General features: G+C 73.7%; 17 protein-coding genes. 13 read left to right on the forward strand and 4 right to left on the reverse strand.

Annotated features, from left to right (window positions below; translation table 11 throughout):
- The first annotated feature begins 35 nt into the window (after nucleotides 1-35).
- From mnhG to FHX75_RS25010, 4 genes are all read left to right on the forward strand, one after another.
- Nucleotides 36-377, forward strand: coding sequence for a monovalent cation/H(+) antiporter subunit G (gene mnhG / locus FHX75_RS24995; RefSeq protein ID WP_154942806.1), 342 nt, complete (start codon nucleotides 36-38; stop codon nucleotides 375-377).
- A gap of 160 nt (nucleotides 378-537) precedes the next feature.
- Nucleotides 538-1,890, forward strand: a complete 1,353-nt coding sequence (locus tag FHX75_RS25000; RefSeq protein ID WP_154942807.1) for a hemolysin family protein — start codon at nucleotides 538-540, stop codon at nucleotides 1,888-1,890.
- Entirely contained in the window at nucleotides 1,887-2,951 is a 1,065-nt protein-coding gene (locus FHX75_RS25005) for a hemolysin family protein (protein ID WP_154942808.1), read from the forward strand. The genes FHX75_RS25000 and FHX75_RS25005 overlap by 4 nt, the downstream gene beginning before the upstream one ends.
- Nucleotides 2,952-3,259: 308 nt before the next feature.
- Nucleotides 3,260-4,183 (forward strand): sporulation protein, encoded by a 924-nt coding sequence (locus FHX75_RS25010; RefSeq protein ID WP_154942809.1) that lies wholly within the window; start codon nucleotides 3,260-3,262, stop codon nucleotides 4,181-4,183.
- A gap of 94 nt (nucleotides 4,184-4,277) precedes the next feature.
- Here the strand turns inward: FHX75_RS25010 and leuE are convergent, their stop codons facing one another.
- Nucleotides 4,278-4,946, reverse strand: a complete 669-nt coding sequence (leuE, locus tag FHX75_RS25015) for a leucine efflux protein LeuE (RefSeq protein ID WP_088963369.1) — start codon at nucleotides 4,944-4,946, stop codon at nucleotides 4,278-4,280.
- Nucleotides 4,946-6,190, reverse strand: a complete 1,245-nt coding sequence (locus FHX75_RS25020; RefSeq protein WP_154942810.1) for a bifunctional pyridoxamine 5'-phosphate oxidase family protein/GNAT family N-acetyltransferase — start codon at nucleotides 6,188-6,190, stop codon at nucleotides 4,946-4,948. The genes leuE and FHX75_RS25020 overlap by 1 nt, the downstream gene beginning before the upstream one ends.
- Nucleotides 6,191-6,228: 38 nt before the next feature.
- Between FHX75_RS25020 and FHX75_RS25025 the strand changes: the two genes are divergently transcribed.
- The 9 genes from FHX75_RS25025 (at nucleotide 6,229) to rny (ending at nucleotide 16,598) form a co-directional block, all read left to right on the forward strand.
- Nucleotides 6,229-7,569 carry an aminotransferase class I/II-fold pyridoxal phosphate-dependent enzyme gene (locus FHX75_RS25025; RefSeq protein WP_154942811.1) on the forward strand — a complete coding sequence of 447 codons (1,341 nt, stop codon included), beginning with the start codon at nucleotides 6,229-6,231 and terminating at the stop codon, nucleotides 7,567-7,569.
- A gap of 252 nt (nucleotides 7,570-7,821) precedes the next feature.
- Complete coding sequence (locus tag FHX75_RS25030; RefSeq protein ID WP_154942812.1) at nucleotides 7,822-8,523, forward strand: UdgX family uracil-DNA binding protein; 702 nt, start codon at nucleotides 7,822-7,824, stop codon at nucleotides 8,521-8,523.
- A gap of 123 nt (nucleotides 8,524-8,646) precedes the next feature.
- Nucleotides 8,647-9,789, forward strand: coding sequence for an acyl-CoA dehydrogenase family protein (locus tag FHX75_RS25035; RefSeq protein ID WP_154942813.1), 1,143 nt, complete (start codon nucleotides 8,647-8,649; stop codon nucleotides 9,787-9,789).
- A gap of 74 nt (nucleotides 9,790-9,863) precedes the next feature.
- On the forward strand, nucleotides 9,864-11,207 hold the full coding sequence (locus FHX75_RS25040) for an MFS transporter (RefSeq protein WP_154942814.1): 1,344 nt from the start codon (nucleotides 9,864-9,866) through the stop codon (nucleotides 11,205-11,207).
- A 4-nt stretch (nucleotides 11,208-11,211) separates the two neighbouring features.
- Nucleotides 11,212-11,412, forward strand: coding sequence for a DUF3046 domain-containing protein (locus tag FHX75_RS25045; RefSeq protein WP_088963362.1), 201 nt, complete (start codon nucleotides 11,212-11,214; stop codon nucleotides 11,410-11,412).
- 185 nt (nucleotides 11,413-11,597) lie between these two features.
- Entirely contained in the window at nucleotides 11,598-12,644 is a 1,047-nt protein-coding gene (gene recA, locus FHX75_RS25050) for a recombinase RecA (RefSeq protein WP_154942815.1), read from the forward strand.
- A gap of 14 nt (nucleotides 12,645-12,658) precedes the next feature.
- The gene (locus tag FHX75_RS25055; protein ID WP_154942816.1) at nucleotides 12,659-13,354 is read left to right on the forward strand and encodes a regulatory protein RecX; all 696 of its coding nucleotides are present in this window, start codon (nucleotides 12,659-12,661) and stop codon (nucleotides 13,352-13,354) included.
- Nucleotides 13,355-13,518: 164 nt separating this feature from the next.
- On the forward strand, nucleotides 13,519-14,223 hold the full coding sequence (locus FHX75_RS25060; RefSeq protein WP_154942817.1) for a 3-keto-5-aminohexanoate cleavage protein: 705 nt from the start codon (nucleotides 13,519-13,521) through the stop codon (nucleotides 14,221-14,223).
- Between the two features lie 608 nt (nucleotides 14,224-14,831).
- Nucleotides 14,832-16,598 (forward strand): ribonuclease Y, encoded by a 1,767-nt coding sequence (gene rny / locus FHX75_RS25065; protein WP_154942818.1) that lies wholly within the window; start codon nucleotides 14,832-14,834, stop codon nucleotides 16,596-16,598.
- A 69-nt stretch (nucleotides 16,599-16,667) separates the two neighbouring features.
- Here the strand turns inward: rny and FHX75_RS25070 are convergent, their stop codons facing one another.
- The gene (locus tag FHX75_RS25070; protein ID WP_154942819.1) at nucleotides 16,668-17,639 is read right to left on the reverse strand and encodes an amino acid ABC transporter permease; all 972 of its coding nucleotides are present in this window, start codon (nucleotides 17,637-17,639) and stop codon (nucleotides 16,668-16,670) included.
- Entirely contained in the window at nucleotides 17,636-18,343 is a 708-nt protein-coding gene (locus FHX75_RS25075) for an amino acid ABC transporter permease (RefSeq protein ID WP_154942820.1), read from the reverse strand. The genes FHX75_RS25070 and FHX75_RS25075 overlap by 4 nt, the downstream gene beginning before the upstream one ends.
- Between the last annotated feature and the right edge of the window lie 22 nt (nucleotides 18,344-18,365).

The raw sequence follows: 18,365 nt of genomic DNA on the forward strand, positions 1-18,365 counted from the left end.
CGGAGCCCTGCAGTCGCGAACGAAGAGGTGGCGCGGTGAGCGCGGGTACGGTCGCCGACTGGTTGGGAGGGGTCGCCCTGGTGGCGGGGGCGCTGCTCAGCCTCGCCGCCGGGATCGGGGTGCTGCGCTTCCCGGACGTGCTGGACCGGATGCACGCCGCCACCAAGCCGCAGGTGCTCGGGGCGCTGCTCCTGCTGCTCGGGCTGGCGTTGCGGCTGCGCAGCCCCGCCGACCTCGGCATGATCGCGCTGGTCGCCGTCTTCCAACTGGCCACCGCGCCGGTGACCGCGCAGATGATCGGGCGGGCCGCGTACCGGTCGGGGCGGGTGGACCGGACCCTGCTGGACCGGGACGAACTCGCCGAGCACCGGAAATAGGGGATGAGCGGCGGCTTTGTCCCCACCTTCAGCGGGCTTTCAGCGACCGCCGATAGAATTACGGCATGATCGACTCCTCTGCCCAGGAGGGCAGCAGTAGCCAGCCGGGTCGTGCCCGGCATCCCATCACCCCGACGTCCCCGGGAGCCCTGAGCGACCCGTGTTGATCGTCGTCGGTCTCGTACTCATCATCGTTCTCACCGCCGCCACCGGCTACTTCGTGGCCCAGGAGTTCGGCTACGTCGCGGTGGACCGCGGCCGGCTCAAGCAACAGGCCGAGGAGGGCGACCAGGCGGCCGCCCGGGCCCTGGAGGTCACCGGCCGGCTCTCGTTCATGCTCTCCGGCGCCCAGCTCGGCATCACCGTGACCGCCCTGCTGGTCGGTTACGTCGCCGAACCGTACCTGGGTGCCGGGCTGGCCGAACTGCTCGGCGGCGCCGGTGTCTCCACCGCGGTCAGCCTCCCGCTGTCGGTGGTGCTGGCCCTGCTCATCGCCACCGTGGTGCAGATGGTCCTCGGTGAACTCGCTCCGAAGAACCTGGCCATCGCCCGCGCCGAGCCGCTGGCCCGGGCGCTGAGCCGCTCCACCCTGATGTACCTGAAGGTCGCCGGCCCGCTGATCACGCTCTTCGACCGGGCGGCGGTACGGCTGCTGCGCCGGGTCGGCATCGAGCCGATCGAGGAGCTGCCCAGCGGCGCCACCCCGGAGGACCTGGAGCAGATCATCGCCGAGTCCCGGGAGGAGGGGCACCTCGACGCCGAGATGTCCGACCTGCTCGACCGGGGCCTCGACTTCCGGGAGCTGACCGCCGGGGAGGCCATGGTGCCCCGGGTCGACGTGCACACCGTACGGGCGCACGAGCCGGTCAGTCGGGTCGTCGAGCTGCTCGACACCGGCCACTCCCGCTTCCCGGTTCGCGGCGCCGAGGGCGTGGACGACCTGGTCGGCGTGGTCGGTATCGCCGACGTGCTCGGCGTACCCCCGGCGCGGCGCGCGACCACCCCGGTCAGCGCGGTGGCCGTACCCCCGTTGCTGGTGCCCGAGACGCTGCCGCTGCCGACGGTGCTGGACCGGCTGCGGTCCGGGCACCGGCAGCTGGCCTGCGTGGTCGACGAGTACGGCGGCTTCGCCGGTGTGATCTCGCTGGAGGACATCGCCGAGGAACTGGTCGGCCCGATCCGCGACGAGGACGACCCGCCGGAGCGCGCCCCCGCCCGGCAGGCGGACGGCTCCTGGGTGGTGCCGGCCCGCTGGCGGATCGACGAGGTCGCCGACAGCACCGGCATCGCACTGCCCGAGGCCCCCGAGTACGACACCCTCTCCGGGCTGGTCATGCGGGAGCTGGGCCGGGTGCCCGAGGTGGGTGACCGGCTGGAGATCAGCCTGCCCGCCGACGGCGAGGAGCCACGCGAGCGCGCCCTGGTCGAGGTGCTCGTGGTGGACCGGCACGTGGCCGACTCGGTGCGGCTGCGGATGGCCGGCGAGGCCCCCGACGGGGAGGTGGCGGCATGAGCCCCGGCGTCGCACTGCTGGTCTCGGCGCTGTTGCTGGTGCTCAACGGCTTCTTCGTGGCCGCCGAGTTCGCCCTGGTGGCGAGCAAGCGCTACCGCCTGGAACAGGCGGCCGCCGGTGGCGGTCGGGCGGCCCGGGCGGCCCTGGACGGCGTCCGCGAGCTGTCGCTGATGCTGGCCGGGGCGCAGCTCGGCATCACGCTGTGCACCCTGGGGCTCGGCGCGCTGGCTGAGCCGGCGATCGAACACCTGCTCAGCCCGCTGCTGCACACGGTGGGGCTGCCCGACGCGGCCAGCCACGCCGTCGCGCTGGTCTTCGCACTGGCGCTGGTGACCTTCCTGCACCTGGTGGTCGGGGAGATGGCCCCGAAGTCGTGGGCGATCACCGATGCCGAGCGGTCGGCGTTGCTGCTGGCGCTGCCGTTCCGGGCCTTCGCCCGGGTGGCCCGGCCGGTGCTCTCGGCGCTCAATGCGCTGGCCAACGTGGTGCTGCGGCTGTTCAAGGTGCAGCAGCAGGACCAGCTCGCCCAGGTGCACGGCCCGGACGAGCTGCGCATCCTGCTGGAGCAGTCCCGCGAACACGGGCTGCTCGGCGCCGAGCAGCACCACCTGCTGACCAGCATGCTGGAATTGCAGGGCACCACCGTCCGCGACGTGATGGAGCCCTTCGACGAGATCGTCACGGTCCGCCGCGACGACACCGCGGACCGGATCGAGCAGGTCAGCCGGGACAGCGGCCGGTCCCGGCTCGCCGTGCTGGACCCGGGCGGCGAGGTCTGCGGCCTGGTACACGTGCGGGAGGCGGTGCGGGCGGTCACCACCGGCCGGCCGGCGACGGCGGGCGAGCTGATGACCCGGGCGTTCACCCTGCCGGCGACCTCCTCGGTCACCGAGGCGGTGGCCGCGATGCGCGCCGACCAGGCCCAGCTCGCGCTGGTCCGCAACGGTGGCGGCCCGACCCGACCGATCGGCTTCGTGGCCCTCGAAGACCTGCTGGAAGAGGTCATCGGCGAGTTCGACGACGAGACCGACCCGGTCCCGCGCGGCCGACGCCTACGCTGACACCCCACCCCACCCACCTCCCGCCCGGCCGCCGGCTCCCCGTGACCCGGCGGCCGGCCTCGTTCCACCCGCCGCCCCCGTTCCCACCCGCCGCCGCCAAGATCCGAGCACTTTCGGAGAAAGGGTGGCCATCGGGCGGGAAATAGCCACTCTTTCCCCGAAAGTGCGCGGCGGACTGCCGCTCGGGGCGCTCGGGAAGTGCGCGGCGGGTTCTCGGAAGTGCGCGGCGGACCGCCGCGGGGGCGGGGAGTGTCGGGACAGGGGGTGGGAAAGCCCCGGGTGAGGCCAGGGGGGAGGGGAGCGCGGGCGTGCGGCTGACCGGGGTGGCGCGGGAGTCCGGGTGGACCGGGCTCTCGGTGAGCACCACGCTGACCAATCCGAGCACCCGGCCGGGGTTGCGGCTGCCGGGGCGGGTGACGCTCGCCGCCGGGCCGGACGACGTGCCGATCCGGCACGTACGGCTGGGCCTGGTCGCCACCGCGGAATCGGACGATCCGCGCAGTCCACGCCGACTGGTGCAGTACCACCAGGTGCCCATCGGCGGCCGGTTCGTGGTGCCGGCGGGGCGACGCCGGGCGATCGACTTCGCCCTGCCGCTGCCCTGGGAGACCCCGGTGACGATCTTCGGCGGGGTGCCCCTGATGAGCATGCGCACGGGGCTACGGACCGAGGTGTCGGTCGACCCCGAGCTGGACCAGGGGGCGATGGTGCCGGTCTTCGTCCATCCGCTCCCCACCCAGCAGCACATCCTCGCCGCACTGGACACGCTCGGCTTCCTGATCCGGCAGGCCGCCCTGTCGCACGGCCGGCTGCCCGGCGTCGAGCAGGCGCTGCCGGTGCACCAGCGACTCGGCTACTGGGTGGGACCGCTCTACGCCGGGCCGATCACCGAGCTGGAGGTGATCTTCGTGGCGAACTCGGCCGGCCTGGAGGTCGTCCTCTGGCTGGACCGCCGACTGTCGCTGACCGGGATCAGCCACCAGAGCATCAGCCGCTTCCGGATCTGGCACACCGGTGCCGACGAGCGGGACTGGGTCGCCGTCGTGGACGGCTGGCTGCGCGCGGCGATCAACCGGCACGCGGCGGCCGCCTCGCACGCCGACTGGTCCGCCAAGATCACCGAGTCCGCCCACGTCAGTCGCCATCCCGACGAACCGGTCGCGCCCGGCTACGGCCTCGGCGGCACCGCCGGGGGCGGGGGCATCGGCGGCGGTGGCGGCGACGGCACCTGATCGCCCTGCGCCGGCGCCCGACCGAGGTGGGGGCGGTTGATCGCCAGACCCCGGCGGGGGCGACGGCACCCGGGGCGTCGCCGCCCGGCCGGTGTCAGACCGAGGCGGTGGCGAGCTTGAGGCTGAAGCCGAGGAAGAGCACCGCGACGCCGGTGGTCGCGCTCGCGGCCAGCCGCCGGCGGCGCCGGAACTGCGCGGCCAGGAAGGTGCCCATGAAGATCAACGCGGTCAGGTAGAGCGCGCTGGTGACCTGGGCGATCAGTCCGAGCAGCAGGAACGACAGCGCTGGCCAGGCGTACCCGGGGTCGACGAACTGGATGAAGAACGAGATGAAGAAGAGGATCGCCTTCGGGTTGAGCAGGCTGATCACCAACGCCTTGCGGAACGGGCTGCGCATCGCCGCCGGCTCCGCGGCGTCGATCAGCCGCGGCGCCGCCGGGTCGTTGCGGTCGCGCCAGCGCCGCCAGGCCCCACGCAGCATCGTCAGCCCGACATACCCGAGGTACGCCGCACCCGCGTACTTGATCACCAGGAAGAGCGGTGGGTACGCCTTGAGCAGCGACGCCACCCCGGCGGCGGAGAGGAACATCAGCACGCCGTCGCCGACGAACACCCCGCCCGCCGCCCGGTAGCCGGCCCCCACGCCCCGCTTGGCGGCGGTGGAGAGCACGAAGAGTGAGTTCGGCCCCGGCAGCAGAATGATCGCCACGGTCCCCAGCACGTACGTCCAGATGTCGGTGATGCCCAGCACGCCCGCCATCATCACGCCACGGGTGCCGTACGGCGAAGCCTTTCCCGGAGCCTGGCCTGTGCGTTCGGCCACTCGTCGACGGTCATCGCGTACTGCACGGTGTCCCGCCAGGAGCCGTCCGGGCGCTGCCGGTGCATCCGCAGCACGCCCTCCCGGGTGGCGCCCAAGCGCTCGATCGCCGCCTGCGAGCGGGTGTTGCGGATGTCGGTGTGCCACGCCACCCGGACCGCGCCGAGTTCGTCGAAGGCGCGGCTGAGCAGCAGCAGCTTGGCCTCGGTGTTGATCCCGCTGCGCCACCACGGCCGGCCGAGCCAGGTGTGGCCGATGGCGACCGCCCGCCGCTCGGGGTCGATGTCGTAGTACGAGGTGGTGCCGACCACCGCGCCCGTCCGCGCGCAGCGCTGCACCCAGGGCACCCGTTCGCCCCGGTGCCCGGCCGCCAGCGCGCCCGCGACGATCTCCCTCATGGTGGCCGCGTCGGTGGGCAGCGGGTGGGTCAGGTGCGCCCAGACCTCCGGTTCGGCGGTGGCGGTGAAGAGCTCGTCGGCGTGGGCCAGGTCCAGCGGCTCCAGCAGCACGTGCTCGCCCCGCAGGGTCGCCGCCTCCCGCCACGGCGATCCGACGGTTCGCAGTCCCGCCGGCACCGGCGCGGTGACGCCCGCGTCCGGTTCCGGCAGCCCGGCGGTCAGCCGCAGCGGCACCACCCCGGCCCAGTACGGCAGGTCGAGGTCGGCGGGGTCGTCGCGGACCCCACCGGTGCGGGACCGCAGGGACACCTCGCGCAGCGGCAGCGCCAGCACGGCCGTCTCGGCCAGCTCCCGGCGGCTCGGCGGGCGGCTGTCCGCGCTGCGACCGGCGGCGACCTTCTCCACCAGGGCGGTCAGCATCCGTGACTTCTCGGCGTCGTCGGTGACCAGGTGGGCGGTGCCGTGCGCGACCACCGACCGGTAGTTGGCGCTGTGGTGGAACTGTGAGCGGGCGTAGACCAGCCCGTCGAGCAGGGTGACCGTGACGCAGATCCGCAGCCCGGCGTCGCCGCGGGCGGCGAGCAGCGGCCGGCTGCCGGTGGAGCCGTGCAGGTAGAGGGTGTCGCCGATGCGCACGTGCAGGGTGGGCAGCAGTCGGGGCTCGCCGTCGACGGCGAACCCGAGCACGCAGTGGTACGCCTCGTCGAGCACCGCGTGCACGGCGGCCGGGTCGTAGCTCATCCGGTCGCGGGAGCGGCTGGCCGTGGTGCGCGGGGTCGGGGCGTACATGCGACATCCCACCTTTGTTCTAGTACAATCTCCGAACTGTGGCAGTACGTTATCAGATCAGTGGCAGCACGTCGGCCGCCATTTCAGCGAGCGTGGAAACCGGCATCCGGGCCGACGCGCTGGCCCCGGGCAGTCCGCTGCCCGCCGTCCGGGCGCTCGCCACCGAGCTGGGGGTCAGCCCGGCCACCGTCGCCCGGGCCTACCAGGAGCTGCGCCAGCGGGGTCTGGTTGTGACCGCCGGCCGGCACGGCACCCGGGTGCGCCCCCGGCCCCCGGTCGCCGGGCGGCGTGCCGCGCTGCACCCGCCGCCCGCCCCCGGCACCCGCGACCTCTCCCAGGGGTACCCCGACCCTCGGCTGCTGCCCCCGCTCGGCCCGCACCTGGCCGCGCTGGCCGCCGAGATCGGCCCACCCGTCGGGTACGCCTCGACCGCCCTGCTCCCGGCGTTCGCCGAGGCGGCCCGGGACCGGCTGGCCGCCGACGGCGTGCCGGCCGAGGAGATCACCGTGACCGGGGGCGCGCTGGACGGCATCGAGCGGCTGCTCGCCGCGCACCTGCGACCCGGTGACGCGGTGGCGGTGGAGGACCCGGGCTGGGCCAACCTGCTCGACCTGGTCGCCGCGCTCGGGCTGCGGCCGATCGGCGTACCGGTGGACGACGACGGGCCCACCGAGGCCGGCGTCCGCGACGCCGTGGCCCTCGGCGCCCGGGCGCTGGTGGTGACCAGCCGCGCGCAGAACCCGACCGGCGCCGCGGTCTCCGCCGAGCGGGCCGGGGCCCTGCGGGCGCTGCTCGCCGGCCGCCCGGACCTGCTGCTGATCGAGGACGACCATGCCGCCGAGCTGGCCCGGGTGCCGCTGCACCCGCTCGCCGGTGCCACCCCGGCGTGGGCCTTCGTCCGGTCGGTGAGCAAGCCGTTCGGGCCCGACCTGCGGCTGGCGGTGCTGGCCGGCGACGAGGCCACCGTGTCCCGGGTCGCCGGCCGCGCCCGGGTCGGCGCCGGCTGGGTCTCCACCGTGCTGCAACGGCTGGTGCTGTCGCTCTGGCGCGACCCGGCCACCGCGGAGCTGGTCCGCCGCTCCGGCGAGGAGTACGAGCGGCGGCGCACCGGGCTGCTGGCGGCGCTCGCCGCCCGGGGCCTGGCCGGGCGCGGTCGCAGCGGCATCAACATCTGGCTGCCGGTGCCGGACGAGACCAGTGTGGTCACCGCGCTGCGCGACGCCGGGTGGTCGGTGGCGCCCGGCGCGCTCTACCGGATCGGTGCCGAGCCCGGGATCAGGATCACCGTCAGCGCGCTCGACGACGCCGACCTGGTGCCGGTCGCCGACGCGGTCGCCCGGGCGCTCCGGCCGGCCCGGCCGGGCCGGTTCACCGCCTGACCTGGCTGGTCCTCGACGCGCATGGTCGACATTCCGGAGGGTAAGCGCGCGGCCGGGAGGTGACCGGTCATGGCTGCACCCAGGTCGAGGACGGGGCTCTGGATCGCCATCGCGATCGCGGTGATCCTGATCGTGATCGTGATCGCGATGGCCATGGGCGGCGGTGGCGACGGTGGCGGGGGTTACTGACGCGCGCCGGCGCGGCCGCGCCACACCCGGCGTCGCCGGCGAATCCGGGATATAAAGTTCGCCATGGCCGAGACCGACGCCGCGCCCGGTGCGCAGCAGTTCATCCCGCCGCAGGCCGACACCCTCGACGCGCTGCGCGCCGCGGCCGCCGGTTGCCGGGGCTGCGAGCTCTACCGCGACGCGTCGCAGACGGTCTTCGGCCGGGGTGACGAGAGCGCCCGGGTGGTCCTGGTCGGCGAGCAGCCCGGCGACATGGAAGATCAAAAAGGACTGCCCTTCGTCGGTCCGGCCGGCCGGCTGTTGCGGCGGGCGGTCGACGACGCCGGCCTCGATCCCGGGCACATCTATCTGACCAACGCGGTCAAGCACTTCCGCTTCGAGCTGCGCGGGAAGCGGCGTATCCACCAGACGCCGGACCGGGTACACATCACCGCCTGCCGGCCGTGGCTGGTCGCGGAGTTCTCCCGGTTGCGTCCGGACCTGGTGGTGGTGCTCGGCGCCACCGCCGCCAAGGCCCTGCTCGGCCCGACGTTCCGGGTGACCAGGCAGCGCGGCGAGCTGCTGCCCTGGCCGGCCGCCGCGCAACGCCCGGAGGACTTCGCCCGGGTCCCGGTGGACAGCGCCGGCAAGGTGGCCGACGCGCCGGCCGCGCAGCTGCTGGCCACCATCCACCCGTCCGCCGTGCTGCGCGCCGACGACCAGGACGCCGCGTACGCGGGGCTGGTGCAGGACCTGACGGTCGGCGCCCGCGCGCTGGCCGGGTAGCGCCGGGTCCGCCACCGTCTTCGGGCTCGTGCTCGCCACGCGCACCCTGACCCGGGTACGCCGCCGGCAACGCCGGCCACCGCCCCCTGGGCAGCGCGGGTGAGCGGTGCCACACTGGCCGCCATGGAGCAGCATCTGTACGAACCGGTCCACGAGGAGTTCCGCGACCTGTGCCGGGAGTTCCTGGCCCGCGAGGCGGTGCCGCACCACCCCCGGTGGGAGGCCGACGGCATCGTCGACCGCGAGGTGTGGCGCAAGGCCGGCGCGGCCGGACTGCTCGGCATGGACGTCGACACCGACCACGGCGGCGGCGGGCAGCGCGACTTCCGGTTCAACGCGGTCCTGGACGAGGAGATCGTCGCGTCGGGCTGCTCGGGGCTCGGCTTCGGCCTGCACAACGACGTGGTGGCGCCGTACCTGACCGAGCTGACCACCGACGAGCAGCGCAAGCGCTGGCTGCCCGGGTTCTGCTCCGGCGACCTGGTCACCGCGATCGCGATGAGCGAGCCGGGCGCGGGCAGCGACCTGGCGGGGATCCGCACCAGCGCGGTCCGCGACGGCGACGGGTGGGTGCTCAACGGGCAGAAGACGTTCATCACCAACGGCGAGATGGCCGACCTGGTGATCGTGGTGGTGCGTACCGCGCCGGACCAGGGCGCGCACGGGGTCAGCCTGGTCGCGGTGGAGACCGGTACCCCCGGCTTCACCCGGGGCCGGCGGCTGGCGAAGGTGGGCCTGAAGGCCAACGACACCGCCGAGCTCTTCTTCGACGACTGCCGGGTGCCGGCGGAGAACCTGATCGGCACCGAGAACCACGGCTTCTACCACCTGATGGCCAACCTGCCCCGGGAGCGGCTCAGCATCGCCGTCGCGGCGGTGGCGGCGGCGGAGAAGCTGCTCGCGGTGACCCTCGACTACGCCCGCTCGCGGGAGGCGTTCGGCCGGCCGATCGGCAGGTTCCAGCACAACCGGTTCCTGCTGGCGGAGCTGGACACCGAGGTCACCATCGCGCGCACCTTCGTCAACCACTGCGTGGCCGAGTTCAATGCCGGCCGGCTCTCGGTCACCGACGCCGCGAAGGCCAAGTGGTGGACCACCGAGCTGCAGAACAAGGTCGCCGACCGCTGCGTGCAGCTGCACGGCGGCTACGGGTTCATGCTGGAGTACCCGGTGGCGAAGGCCTGGCTGGACGGGCGGGTGCAGACCATCTACGGCGGCACCACCGAGATCATGAAGGAGATCATCGGGCGCGGGCTCGGCCTCTAGCGAAACCGGGTCCCCCGGGGCGGGGCCGGTTTGCAAGGATGGGGCCGCGTCTGACCCCTTACCGAGGAGGCCGCATGGCCACCGACCTGACCGCGCCGGCCCGTACCCGGCCGGACGTCGCGCCGATCCAGCGACGGACCCTGCGCCTGCTGTTCACCACCCAGATCATCGGCGGGATCGGCGTCACCATCGGCATCTCGGTGGGGGCGCTGCTCGCCGCCCGGGTCGCCGGGACCGCCGTCGCCGGCCTGGCGCAGAGCGCCGCCGTGGTCGGCGGGGCGCTGCTCGCCGTCCCGGTCACCCGGATCATGAACGGGCACGGCCGGCGACCCGGGCTGGCCGTCGCCTACCTGTCCGGCGCCGTCGGCGCCGTGCTGGTGGTGCTCGCCACGGTCACCCGCTCCGTACCGCTGCTCTTCCTCGGCATGCTGCTCTTCGGCGGCGGCACCGCGGCGAGCCTCCAGGCCCGCTACGCCGCGGTGGACCTCGCCGAGCCGGCCCGCCGGGGCCGCCAGCTGTCGCTGATCGTCTGGGCCACCACCATCGGCGCGGTGGCGGCGCCGAACTTCGCCGCGCTGGCCGACCGCACCACCAGCGGGTGGGGACTGCCACCGCTGGCCGGTCCGTTCGCGTTCAGCGCCGCCGCGTTCGTGCTCGCCGCCGTCGTACTCCTGGTGCTGCTGCGGCCGGACCCGCTGCTCACCGCGCGCCGGCTGGCGGCGGCCGAGGCCCCGGTCGCGGCCGCCGTCGCGGACGTCACCCCGCCGGCCGAGGCCGTCGCCGCGCCGGCGCGGACCGCCCGGCGCGGTGCGGGGATGCGCGCGGCCTGGCAGGTGGTACGCGTCCGCCCGGCGGCCCGGCTCGGCATCGCGGCGGTGGCGGTCGGCCACGTGGTGATGGTCGCGGTGATGTCGATGACGCCGGTACGCCTCGGCGAGTCGCACGGCGACGCCGACGTGCTGCGGGTGGTCGGCATCGTGCTGAGCCTGCACATCGCCGGCATGTACGCGCTCAGCCCGCTGGTGGGCTGGCTCACCGACCGGGTGGGACGGCGCGCGGTCGTCCTCGGCGGCGTCGGGCTGCTGCTGGCCGCGTGCGCGGTCGCCGGCACCGCCGGGCACCACACGCCCCGGCTCTCGGTCGGCCTGGCCCTGCTCGGGCTGGGTTGGTCCGGCACCATGGTGGCCGGCTCCACCCTGCTGTCGGAGTCGGTGCCGGCGGCGGTCCGGCCGAGCGTGCAGGGTCTCTCCGACCTGACGATGGGGCTGGCCGGCGCCGGCGCCGCCGCCCTGAGCGGGTTTGTCATGCGGGCGGCGGGTTATCCGGTGCTGACCCTGCTGGCGGCGATCGCGGTGGTGCCCCTGGTGGCGCTAGCGTTGCGTCCGGTGCCGGCGGCGGCACCGGACGAGGAGGACTGATCACGTGCGGCTGACCGACTTCTGGGCCCGGCTGGACGAGGCCTTCGGGCCGGGCTACGCGGCCAGCATCGCCCGCGACCAGGTGTTGTCCCAGCTGGGCGGGCGGACCATCGAGCAGGCGCTCGCCTCGGGTGAGCAGACCCACGTGGTGTGGCGGGCCGTCGTCGCCGCCTACCCCGACCGGGTGCCCGCCCGGCTACGCTGAGCGGCGTTCTCGTCGCTCCCGCGTGTCGCTTGCCGACTCGTACACCTGTTCGGCTATTGTCCACAGCGGGGTGCTCGTCCACAGCTCACGGCCCGTCGGCTGGTTTTCTGTCGGACCCAGCGCCTAGCGTGTCCCGCGTGACGCGAAGCTCAGGAAAGACGCCGGCGAAGGCAGGGGTGGCAAACATGGCCGCAGGGCCCGATCGGGAGAAGGCACTCGACCTTGCTCTCGCTCAGATCGACAAGCAGTTCGGCAAGGGTTCGGTGATGCGGCTGGGGGAGCGGCCGGTCATCCAGACCTCGGTGATCCCCACCGGCTCGATCGCCCTCGACGTGGCGCTCGGCGTGGGCGGTCTGCCCCGCGGCCGGGTCGTCGAGATCTACGGTCCCGAGTCCAGCGGTAAGACCACGGTCGCCCTGCACGCGGTGGCCAACGCCCAGCGGGCCGGCGGCATCGCCGCCTTCGTCGACGCCGAGCACGCGCTCGACCCGGACTACGCGAAGGCCCTCGGCGTCGACACCGACGCCCTGCTGGTCTCCCAGCCGGACACCGGCGAGCAGGCGCTGGAGATCGCCGACATGCTGGTCCGCTCCGGCGCGATCGACATCATCGTGATCGACTCGGTGGCGGCCCTGGTGCCGCGCGCCGAGATCGAGGGCGAGATGGGCGACAGCCACGTGGGCCTCCAGGCCCGGCTGATGAGCCAGGCGCTGCGGAAGATCACCGGTGTGCTCAACAACACCGGCACCACGGCGATCTTCATCAACCAGCTCCGCGAGAAGATCGGCGTGATGTTCGGCAGCCCGGAGACCACCACCGGTGGTCGGGCGCTGAAGTTCTACGCCTCGGTCCGACTCGACGTGCGCCGCATCGAGAGCCTGAAGGACGGCACCGACGTGGTCGGTAACCGCACCCGGGTCAAGGTCGTGAAGAACAAGGTCGCCGCGCCGTTCAAGCAGGCCGAGTTCGACATCATGTACGGCAAGGGCATCTCCCGCGAGGGCTCGCTGATCGACGTCGGCGTGGAGCAGGCGATCATCCGCAAGTCCGGCGCCTGGTACACCTACGACGGTGACCAGCTCGGCCAGGGCAAGGAGAAGGCCCGGGAGTTCCTCAAGGAGAACCCGGACGTGGCCGCCGAGATCGAGAAGAAGATCCTGGAGAAGCTCGGCGTCGGGGTCGGCGCGGGCGACGCCGCCGGCGGCCCGGAGCTGCCGCCGGTCGACTTCTGATCGGCCCCGGCTAAGTGGCAGGACGACGCGCCCGCTCGGGGCGGGGCTGGGATGCCAGCCCGCCCCGGGCGGGTGACGGCAGCACGCCCCGCCCCCGTCGGGGTCGTCGTGGCCGGTCCGACGAGACCGAGCCGGAGGCGACCCCGACCCCACCGCGCGACGAGGCCGAGGTGGCCCGGGAGATCTGCCTGCGGCAGCTCGCGGTGCGCCCGCGTACCCGGGCCGAGCTGGCCGGCGCGCTGGCCAAGCGGGGCATCTCCGACGAGGTGTCGGCCGACGTGCTCGACCGGTACGACGAGGTCGGCATCATCGACGACGCCGCCTTCGCCCGCGCCTGGGTCTCCAGCCGACACACCGGCCGGGGCCTGGCCCGCCGGGCGCTGGCCAACGAGCTGCGCCAGCGCGGCGTGGACGGCGACGTGGCCAGCGAGGCGCTGGGCGAGCTGGACGAGGAGACCGAGGCGGAGACCGCCCGCGCCCTGGTGGACCGGAAACTGCGCACCGCCCGGGGTGAACCGGACGCGGTGTTCCGCCGGCTGGTCGGGATGCTCGCCCGCAAGGGCTACCCGCCGGGCGTGGCGATCCGCGCGGTGAAGGACGCGCTGGCGGCGCAGAGCGCCGAGGCGGCCGAGTTCGCCGAGCAGATCGACGCCGACGCCCTGGCCGAGGCCGAGGGCGAACTGGACCGCGACACCCGCGCCACCGACTGACCGACGCCTCCCGGCGAGACGCCCACGCCACCGGACGCCCGCGCACCGGCTGGCGAAGCCCCGCAGCAGGACGTCCCGCGCCTCGCCGCCCGGTGCCGCCCGGCATCCGCCCGGCGCCCGGCGCTGATCATGCCGGTGGCGTCCGGGCGGGGGAGGATGATCCGGTGCTGAAGGCGTGTCTCAACGGCGGCCGGGGTCGCGACGAGCATCCCGGCGTGCCGGTCACCCCGGCCGAGCTGGCCGCCGACGCGGCCCGCTGCGCCAACCTCGGCGTGGCCGCCGTGCACGTCCACCCCCGCGACGCCTCGAGCGTGGAGTCGATGGCGCCGGCGGTGATCGCCGACGCGGTGGCCGCCGTCCGGGCCGCCCGGCCGGGGCTTCCCGTCGGGGTGAGCACCGGGGCGTGGATCGAGCCCGACCCGGCCGCCCGGGTCGCCGCCGTACGGGCCTGGACGGTGCTGCCCGACTTCGCCTCGGTCAACGCGCACGAGGAGGGGGCGGAGGCCGTCGCCGCCGCACTGCACGAGCGGGGAGTGCTGGTCGAGGCCGGCCTCTGGACCCCGCAGGCCGTCCGCGCCCACCAGGGGTGGCGGGTGCCGGTCGGGCGGATCCTCGTCGAGTGCACCCCGGACGACCCGGCCCGGGCACTGGCCGACGCCGACGCCATGCTCGCGCTGCTCGCCCCGGCTGGCCCGCCGGTGCTGCTGCACGGCGAGGGCACCGCCGCCTGGCCGGTGCTCGCCGAGGCGGTACGCCGGGGCCTGGACACCCGGATCGGCCTGGAGGACACCCTCGGCCTTCCGGACGGTGCTCCCGCCCCCGACAACGCCGCCCTGGTCGCCGCCGCCCGCGCCCTCGGCGCCTGCTGACCCCCGCCCTCGACGCCTCCTGATCCCGCGCTCCTGGTGGCCCCTGCCGGGGCCGTGAGCAGGTCCGGAGGGCGACGCGCACCCCGGCTCGCCGGGTCGTTTGTCCGCTGCTGTCCGTCATGCCATCAGCAGCGGGTGACAGCTCAACTTCGCTCCGTTCGGGGGGTTTGATCATGAGTTCTTGACCGAACGGCCCTCGGCGACCTAGCCTCGCCCTACAGGCTCACATTGCCCGACCAGCGCAGGCTAAGCGCACAACATAGATCGCGTAACAGAACAGCATCACTTTGGCCAGCTCCACCGGCCTTTGACGGTCGCTCCGGACAGCCGGTCCGGAGCCGATCCGACAACTGCACCCGGCGGTCGACGATGCCCTGCGGGGCACCGCCGACGGAGAGCTGTACCCGCGGCCAGCCGCTCGGTCGGGCGTCCAGGGCCGTGGAGGCGCGTGCCCGCCGGCACGAACCTCCACGGTGTCGACGTTCAGGGGAGGCGGCCATGACGGGGCGGCACAGGGACCACGGGTCCCCAGGGGGTGTCGGCGGTCGGGGGTCCGCCGGTGGCGTAGGGCGGTCCGACCTCGCGCGCGGCAGTGACGGGGCGCCGAGATGAGCGGCGTCGAGGTGGTGCTGCTCGTCGCCGTGCTGCTGCTGGCGCTGGTCGTCGTGGGCGCGGTGCTCTTCGGCGTCCGCGTGCTCCGCGGCTTCCGCGCGGCCCCGGCCCCGGAGGACCCGGCCTTCATCGCCGAGAAGGATCGCCAGGAGCAGTCCCTGGCGGCGCTGCGCAGCGCCGCCGACGAGGCGAACAGCACCATCGACGTGGCGAAGTCCGCCGCGGCCGCCGCCCGGACCGAGGCGGCCGCCGCGAAGGCCGAGGCGAAGTCGGCCCGGGCCGAGGCCCGCCGGGTGCTCGACGACGCCCGCGCCGAGGCGGACACCATCCTGGAGCGGGCCCACCGGCAGGCCGAGGCCGACGCCGAGCAGTTGCGGACCGCCGCCCGGCGCAGCGGTGAGCGGGAGGTGGCCGTCCTCGCCGCCACCACCCGCGAGCAGGCCGCCGAGGTGGAACGCCGGGCCGCCCGGATGGACGAGCGGGAGCGGCTGCACACCGAGGAGGTCGAGCGCCTGGCCGAGCGGGAACGGCAGCTCACCGCGGCCAGCGCCGACCTGGCACGCCGGGAGGCCGGGCTGGTGGAGCGGGAGACCGCGCTGGCCGCCGCCGAGGAGCAGCGCCGCCGTGAGTTGGAACGGGTCGCCGGGCTGACCGCCGACGCCGCGCGGGCGGAGCTGATCGAGGCGATCGAGACCCAGGCCAAGCGGGAGGCCGCGCTGCTGGTGCGGGACATCGAGTCCGACGCCCGCACCACCGCCGACCAGCGCGCCCGGCACATCGTGGTGGACGCCATCCAGCGGGTGGCCAGCGAGCAGACCGCGGAGAGCGTGGTCAGCGTCCTGCACCTGCCCGGCGACGAGATGAAGGGGCGGATCATCGGCCGGGAGGGGCGCAACATCCGCGCCTTCGAGTCGGTCACCGGGGTCAACCTGATCATCGACGACACCCCCGAGGCGGTGCTGCTGTCCTGCTTCGACCCGGTACGCCGGGAGGTCGGCCGGCTCACCCTGGAGAAGCTGGTCCTCGACGGCCGGATCCACCCGCACCGGATCGAGGAGGTGCACGACCTGGCCCGCCACGAGGTGGAGGAGCTCTGCCACCGGGCCGCCGAGGACGCCCTGGTCGAGGTCGGCATCACCGAGATCCACCCGGAGCTGGTCACCCTGCTCGGCCGGCTGCGCTACCGGACGTCGTACGGGCAGAACGTGCTCAAGCACCTGGTGGAGACCGCGCACATCGCCGGGATCATGGCCGCCGAGCTGCGGTTGGACATCCCCACCATCAAGCGGTGCGCGTTCCTGCACGACATCGGCAAGGCGCTCACCCACGAGGTGGAGGGCTCGCACGCCATCATCGGCGCCGACCTGGCCCGCAAGTACGGCGAGAGCGAGGACGTGGTGCACGCCATCGAGGCGCACCACAACGAGGTGCCGCCGCAGACCATCGAGGCGGTGCTCACCCAGGCCTCCGACGCCTGCTCCGGCGGGCGGCCGGGCGCCCGGCGGGAGAGCCTGGAGGCGTACGTCAAGCGGCTGGAGCGGATCGAGGAGATCGCGGCCGGCAAGCTCGGCGTGGAGAAGGTCTTCGCCATGCAGGCGGGCCGGGAGGTCCGGGTGATGGTCAAGCCGGAGGACGTCGACGACATCGGCGCGGCGGTGCTGGCGCGGGACGTGGCCAAGCAGATCGAGGAGGAGCTGACCTACCCGGGTCAGATCCGGGTGACCGTGGTCCGCGAGTCCCGGGTCACCGAGATCGCCCGCTGACGGTACGCAGACGGTACGCAGACGGAAAGGGCCGGCCCGCGCGGGCCGGCCCTTTCGTCGTATGCCAGGTCAGAGGCCCTGACCGGTGCTCTCGGCCTGCGACATGAGCGCCGCGGGCGGCGGGTTCTGGGCCGGGGTGCCGGCGGTCTTGCGGCCCTGCGAGAGCCGGCGCTGGAGGTACTGCGCGAGCTTCGACAGCGAGTAGTTGACCACGATGAAGAGCACGGCGATCACGACGTAGACCTGGATCGGGTTGCTCAGCACGCCGATGATCTGCTTGCCGATGTTGAGCGTCTCCTCGTAGCTGATGATGAAGCCCAGCGAGGTGTCCTTGAGCACCACCACGAGCTGGCTGATCAGCGCCGGCAGCATGATCCGGAACGACTGCGGCAGCAGGATCATCCGGGTGGTCTGCAGCGGGGAGAGCCCGATCGCCTCGGCGGCCTCCCGCTGACCACCCGGCAGCCCTTCCATGCCGGAGCGCAGGATCTCCGCGATGACCACCGAGTTGTAGATGGTCAGGCCGATCACCAGGTACCAGAGCGTGTCGAACGAGGCGCCGAACTCGGGGAAGCCGCGGGCCACGAAGAAGATCGTGATGACCACGGGCAGGCCGCGGAACACCTCGACGCAGACCCGGGTGACCGCCGAGAGCAGCAGGCTCAGCCCGCGCAGCAGGTACGCCACCGGCGTCGCCAGCCCGGTGAAGCGGCGCCGGGTCAGGCTCTTGAGCTGGATCCGCAGCACGGCCAGCAGGGTCCCGATCACCAGCGACGCGACGATGGCCAGCGCCGCCGCGATCAGGGTGTTCTTGAAGCCGAGGCCGATCCGCTCCCACACCAGGGAGAAGTTCTCGTTGGAGGGGTCGACCAGCGGCCCCCACAGCTCCATCGAGAACTGGCCCTTCTCGTCCAGCGGCCGGTAGATCAGGAAGTACGCCCCGACGAGCAGGGCCACCCCGGCGATGATGCTGCTGATCAGGGTGATCCGCTGCTGGCGGGGGCCGGGGACGTCGTAGAGGACGCTGGTCTGCTGACTCATCGGGCCACCGCCTGTCGCTTCTCGATCCGGTCCAGCAGGGCGCCGAGCGGCACGGTCATGATCAGGTAGCCGATCGAGATGCCGATGGCGACCGGGATGAAGGCGTAGCCCTCGGCGCCGGTGAGCTGGTCGGCCGTGGCCGACAGGTCGCCGACGACCCCGAAGAAGCCGGCCAGCGCCGAGTTCTTGATCATCGCGATGATGACCGAGCCGAGCGGCACCACCGACGCCTTCCAGGACTGCGGCAGCACCACGTACCGCAGGTTCTGGCCGAAGGTCAGGCCGAGCGACCGCGCGGCCTCGGCCTGCCCGGCGGGGACCGCGTTCACCCCGGACCGCAGCGCCTCGCAGACGAAGGCCGCGGTGTAGAGCACCAGGGCGATCAGGGCGAAGCGGAAGTACGGCAGGTCGGTGTCGAGCCGGCTGAACACCGCGTCCAGGCCGGGGATGCGCAGGAAGTCGGCGTTGGAGCCGAGTGCCGGCAGGCCGAAGGCGGCGAAGAACATCACCACGGTCAGCGGCATGTTCCGGAAGACGTTCACATACCCGGTGCCGACCGCGCGCAGCGGCGGCACCGGGGAGATGCGGAGTACCGCCACGACGGCGCCCAGGAGCAGGGCGCCGATCGCGGCGAGTACGCAGATCTGGAGGGTGAGCCAGAAACCACCCGCAAAGACGTCGAACTTGTCGATGAGCACGTTCACGGGTCGGTGTTCCTCCCCACCC

Source organism: Micromonospora palomenae (assembly GCF_007829925.1).
GTDB lineage: Bacteria > Actinomycetota > Actinomycetes > Mycobacteriales > Micromonosporaceae > Micromonospora > Micromonospora purpureochromogenes.

Bases quoted from the DNA above. Each gene is read 5' to 3' on its own strand.
- FHX75_RS25005 (WP_154942808.1), top strand. From the start codon at position 1,887: ATGAGCCCCGGCGTCGCACTGCTGGTCTCGGCGCTGTTGCTGGTGCTC.
- leuE (WP_088963369.1), bottom strand. From the start codon at position 4,946: ATGATGGCGGGCGTGCTGGGCATCACCGACATCTGGACGTACGTGCTG.
- FHX75_RS25020 (WP_154942810.1), bottom strand. From the start codon at position 6,190: ATGTACGCCCCGACCCCGCGCACCACGGCCAGCCGCTCCCGCGACCGG.
- FHX75_RS25030 (WP_154942812.1), top strand. From the start codon at position 7,822: ATGGCCGAGACCGACGCCGCGCCCGGTGCGCAGCAGTTCATCCCGCCG.
- FHX75_RS25035 (WP_154942813.1), top strand. From the start codon at position 8,647: ATGGAGCAGCATCTGTACGAACCGGTCCACGAGGAGTTCCGCGACCTG.
- FHX75_RS25040 (WP_154942814.1), top strand. From the start codon at position 9,864: ATGGCCACCGACCTGACCGCGCCGGCCCGTACCCGGCCGGACGTCGCG.
- recA (WP_154942815.1), top strand. From the start codon at position 11,598: ATGGCCGCAGGGCCCGATCGGGAGAAGGCACTCGACCTTGCTCTCGCT.
- rny (WP_154942818.1), top strand. From the start codon at position 14,832: ATGAGCGGCGTCGAGGTGGTGCTGCTCGTCGCCGTGCTGCTGCTGGCG.
- FHX75_RS25070 (WP_154942819.1), bottom strand. From the start codon at position 17,639: ATGAGTCAGCAGACCAGCGTCCTCTACGACGTCCCCGGCCCCCGCCAG.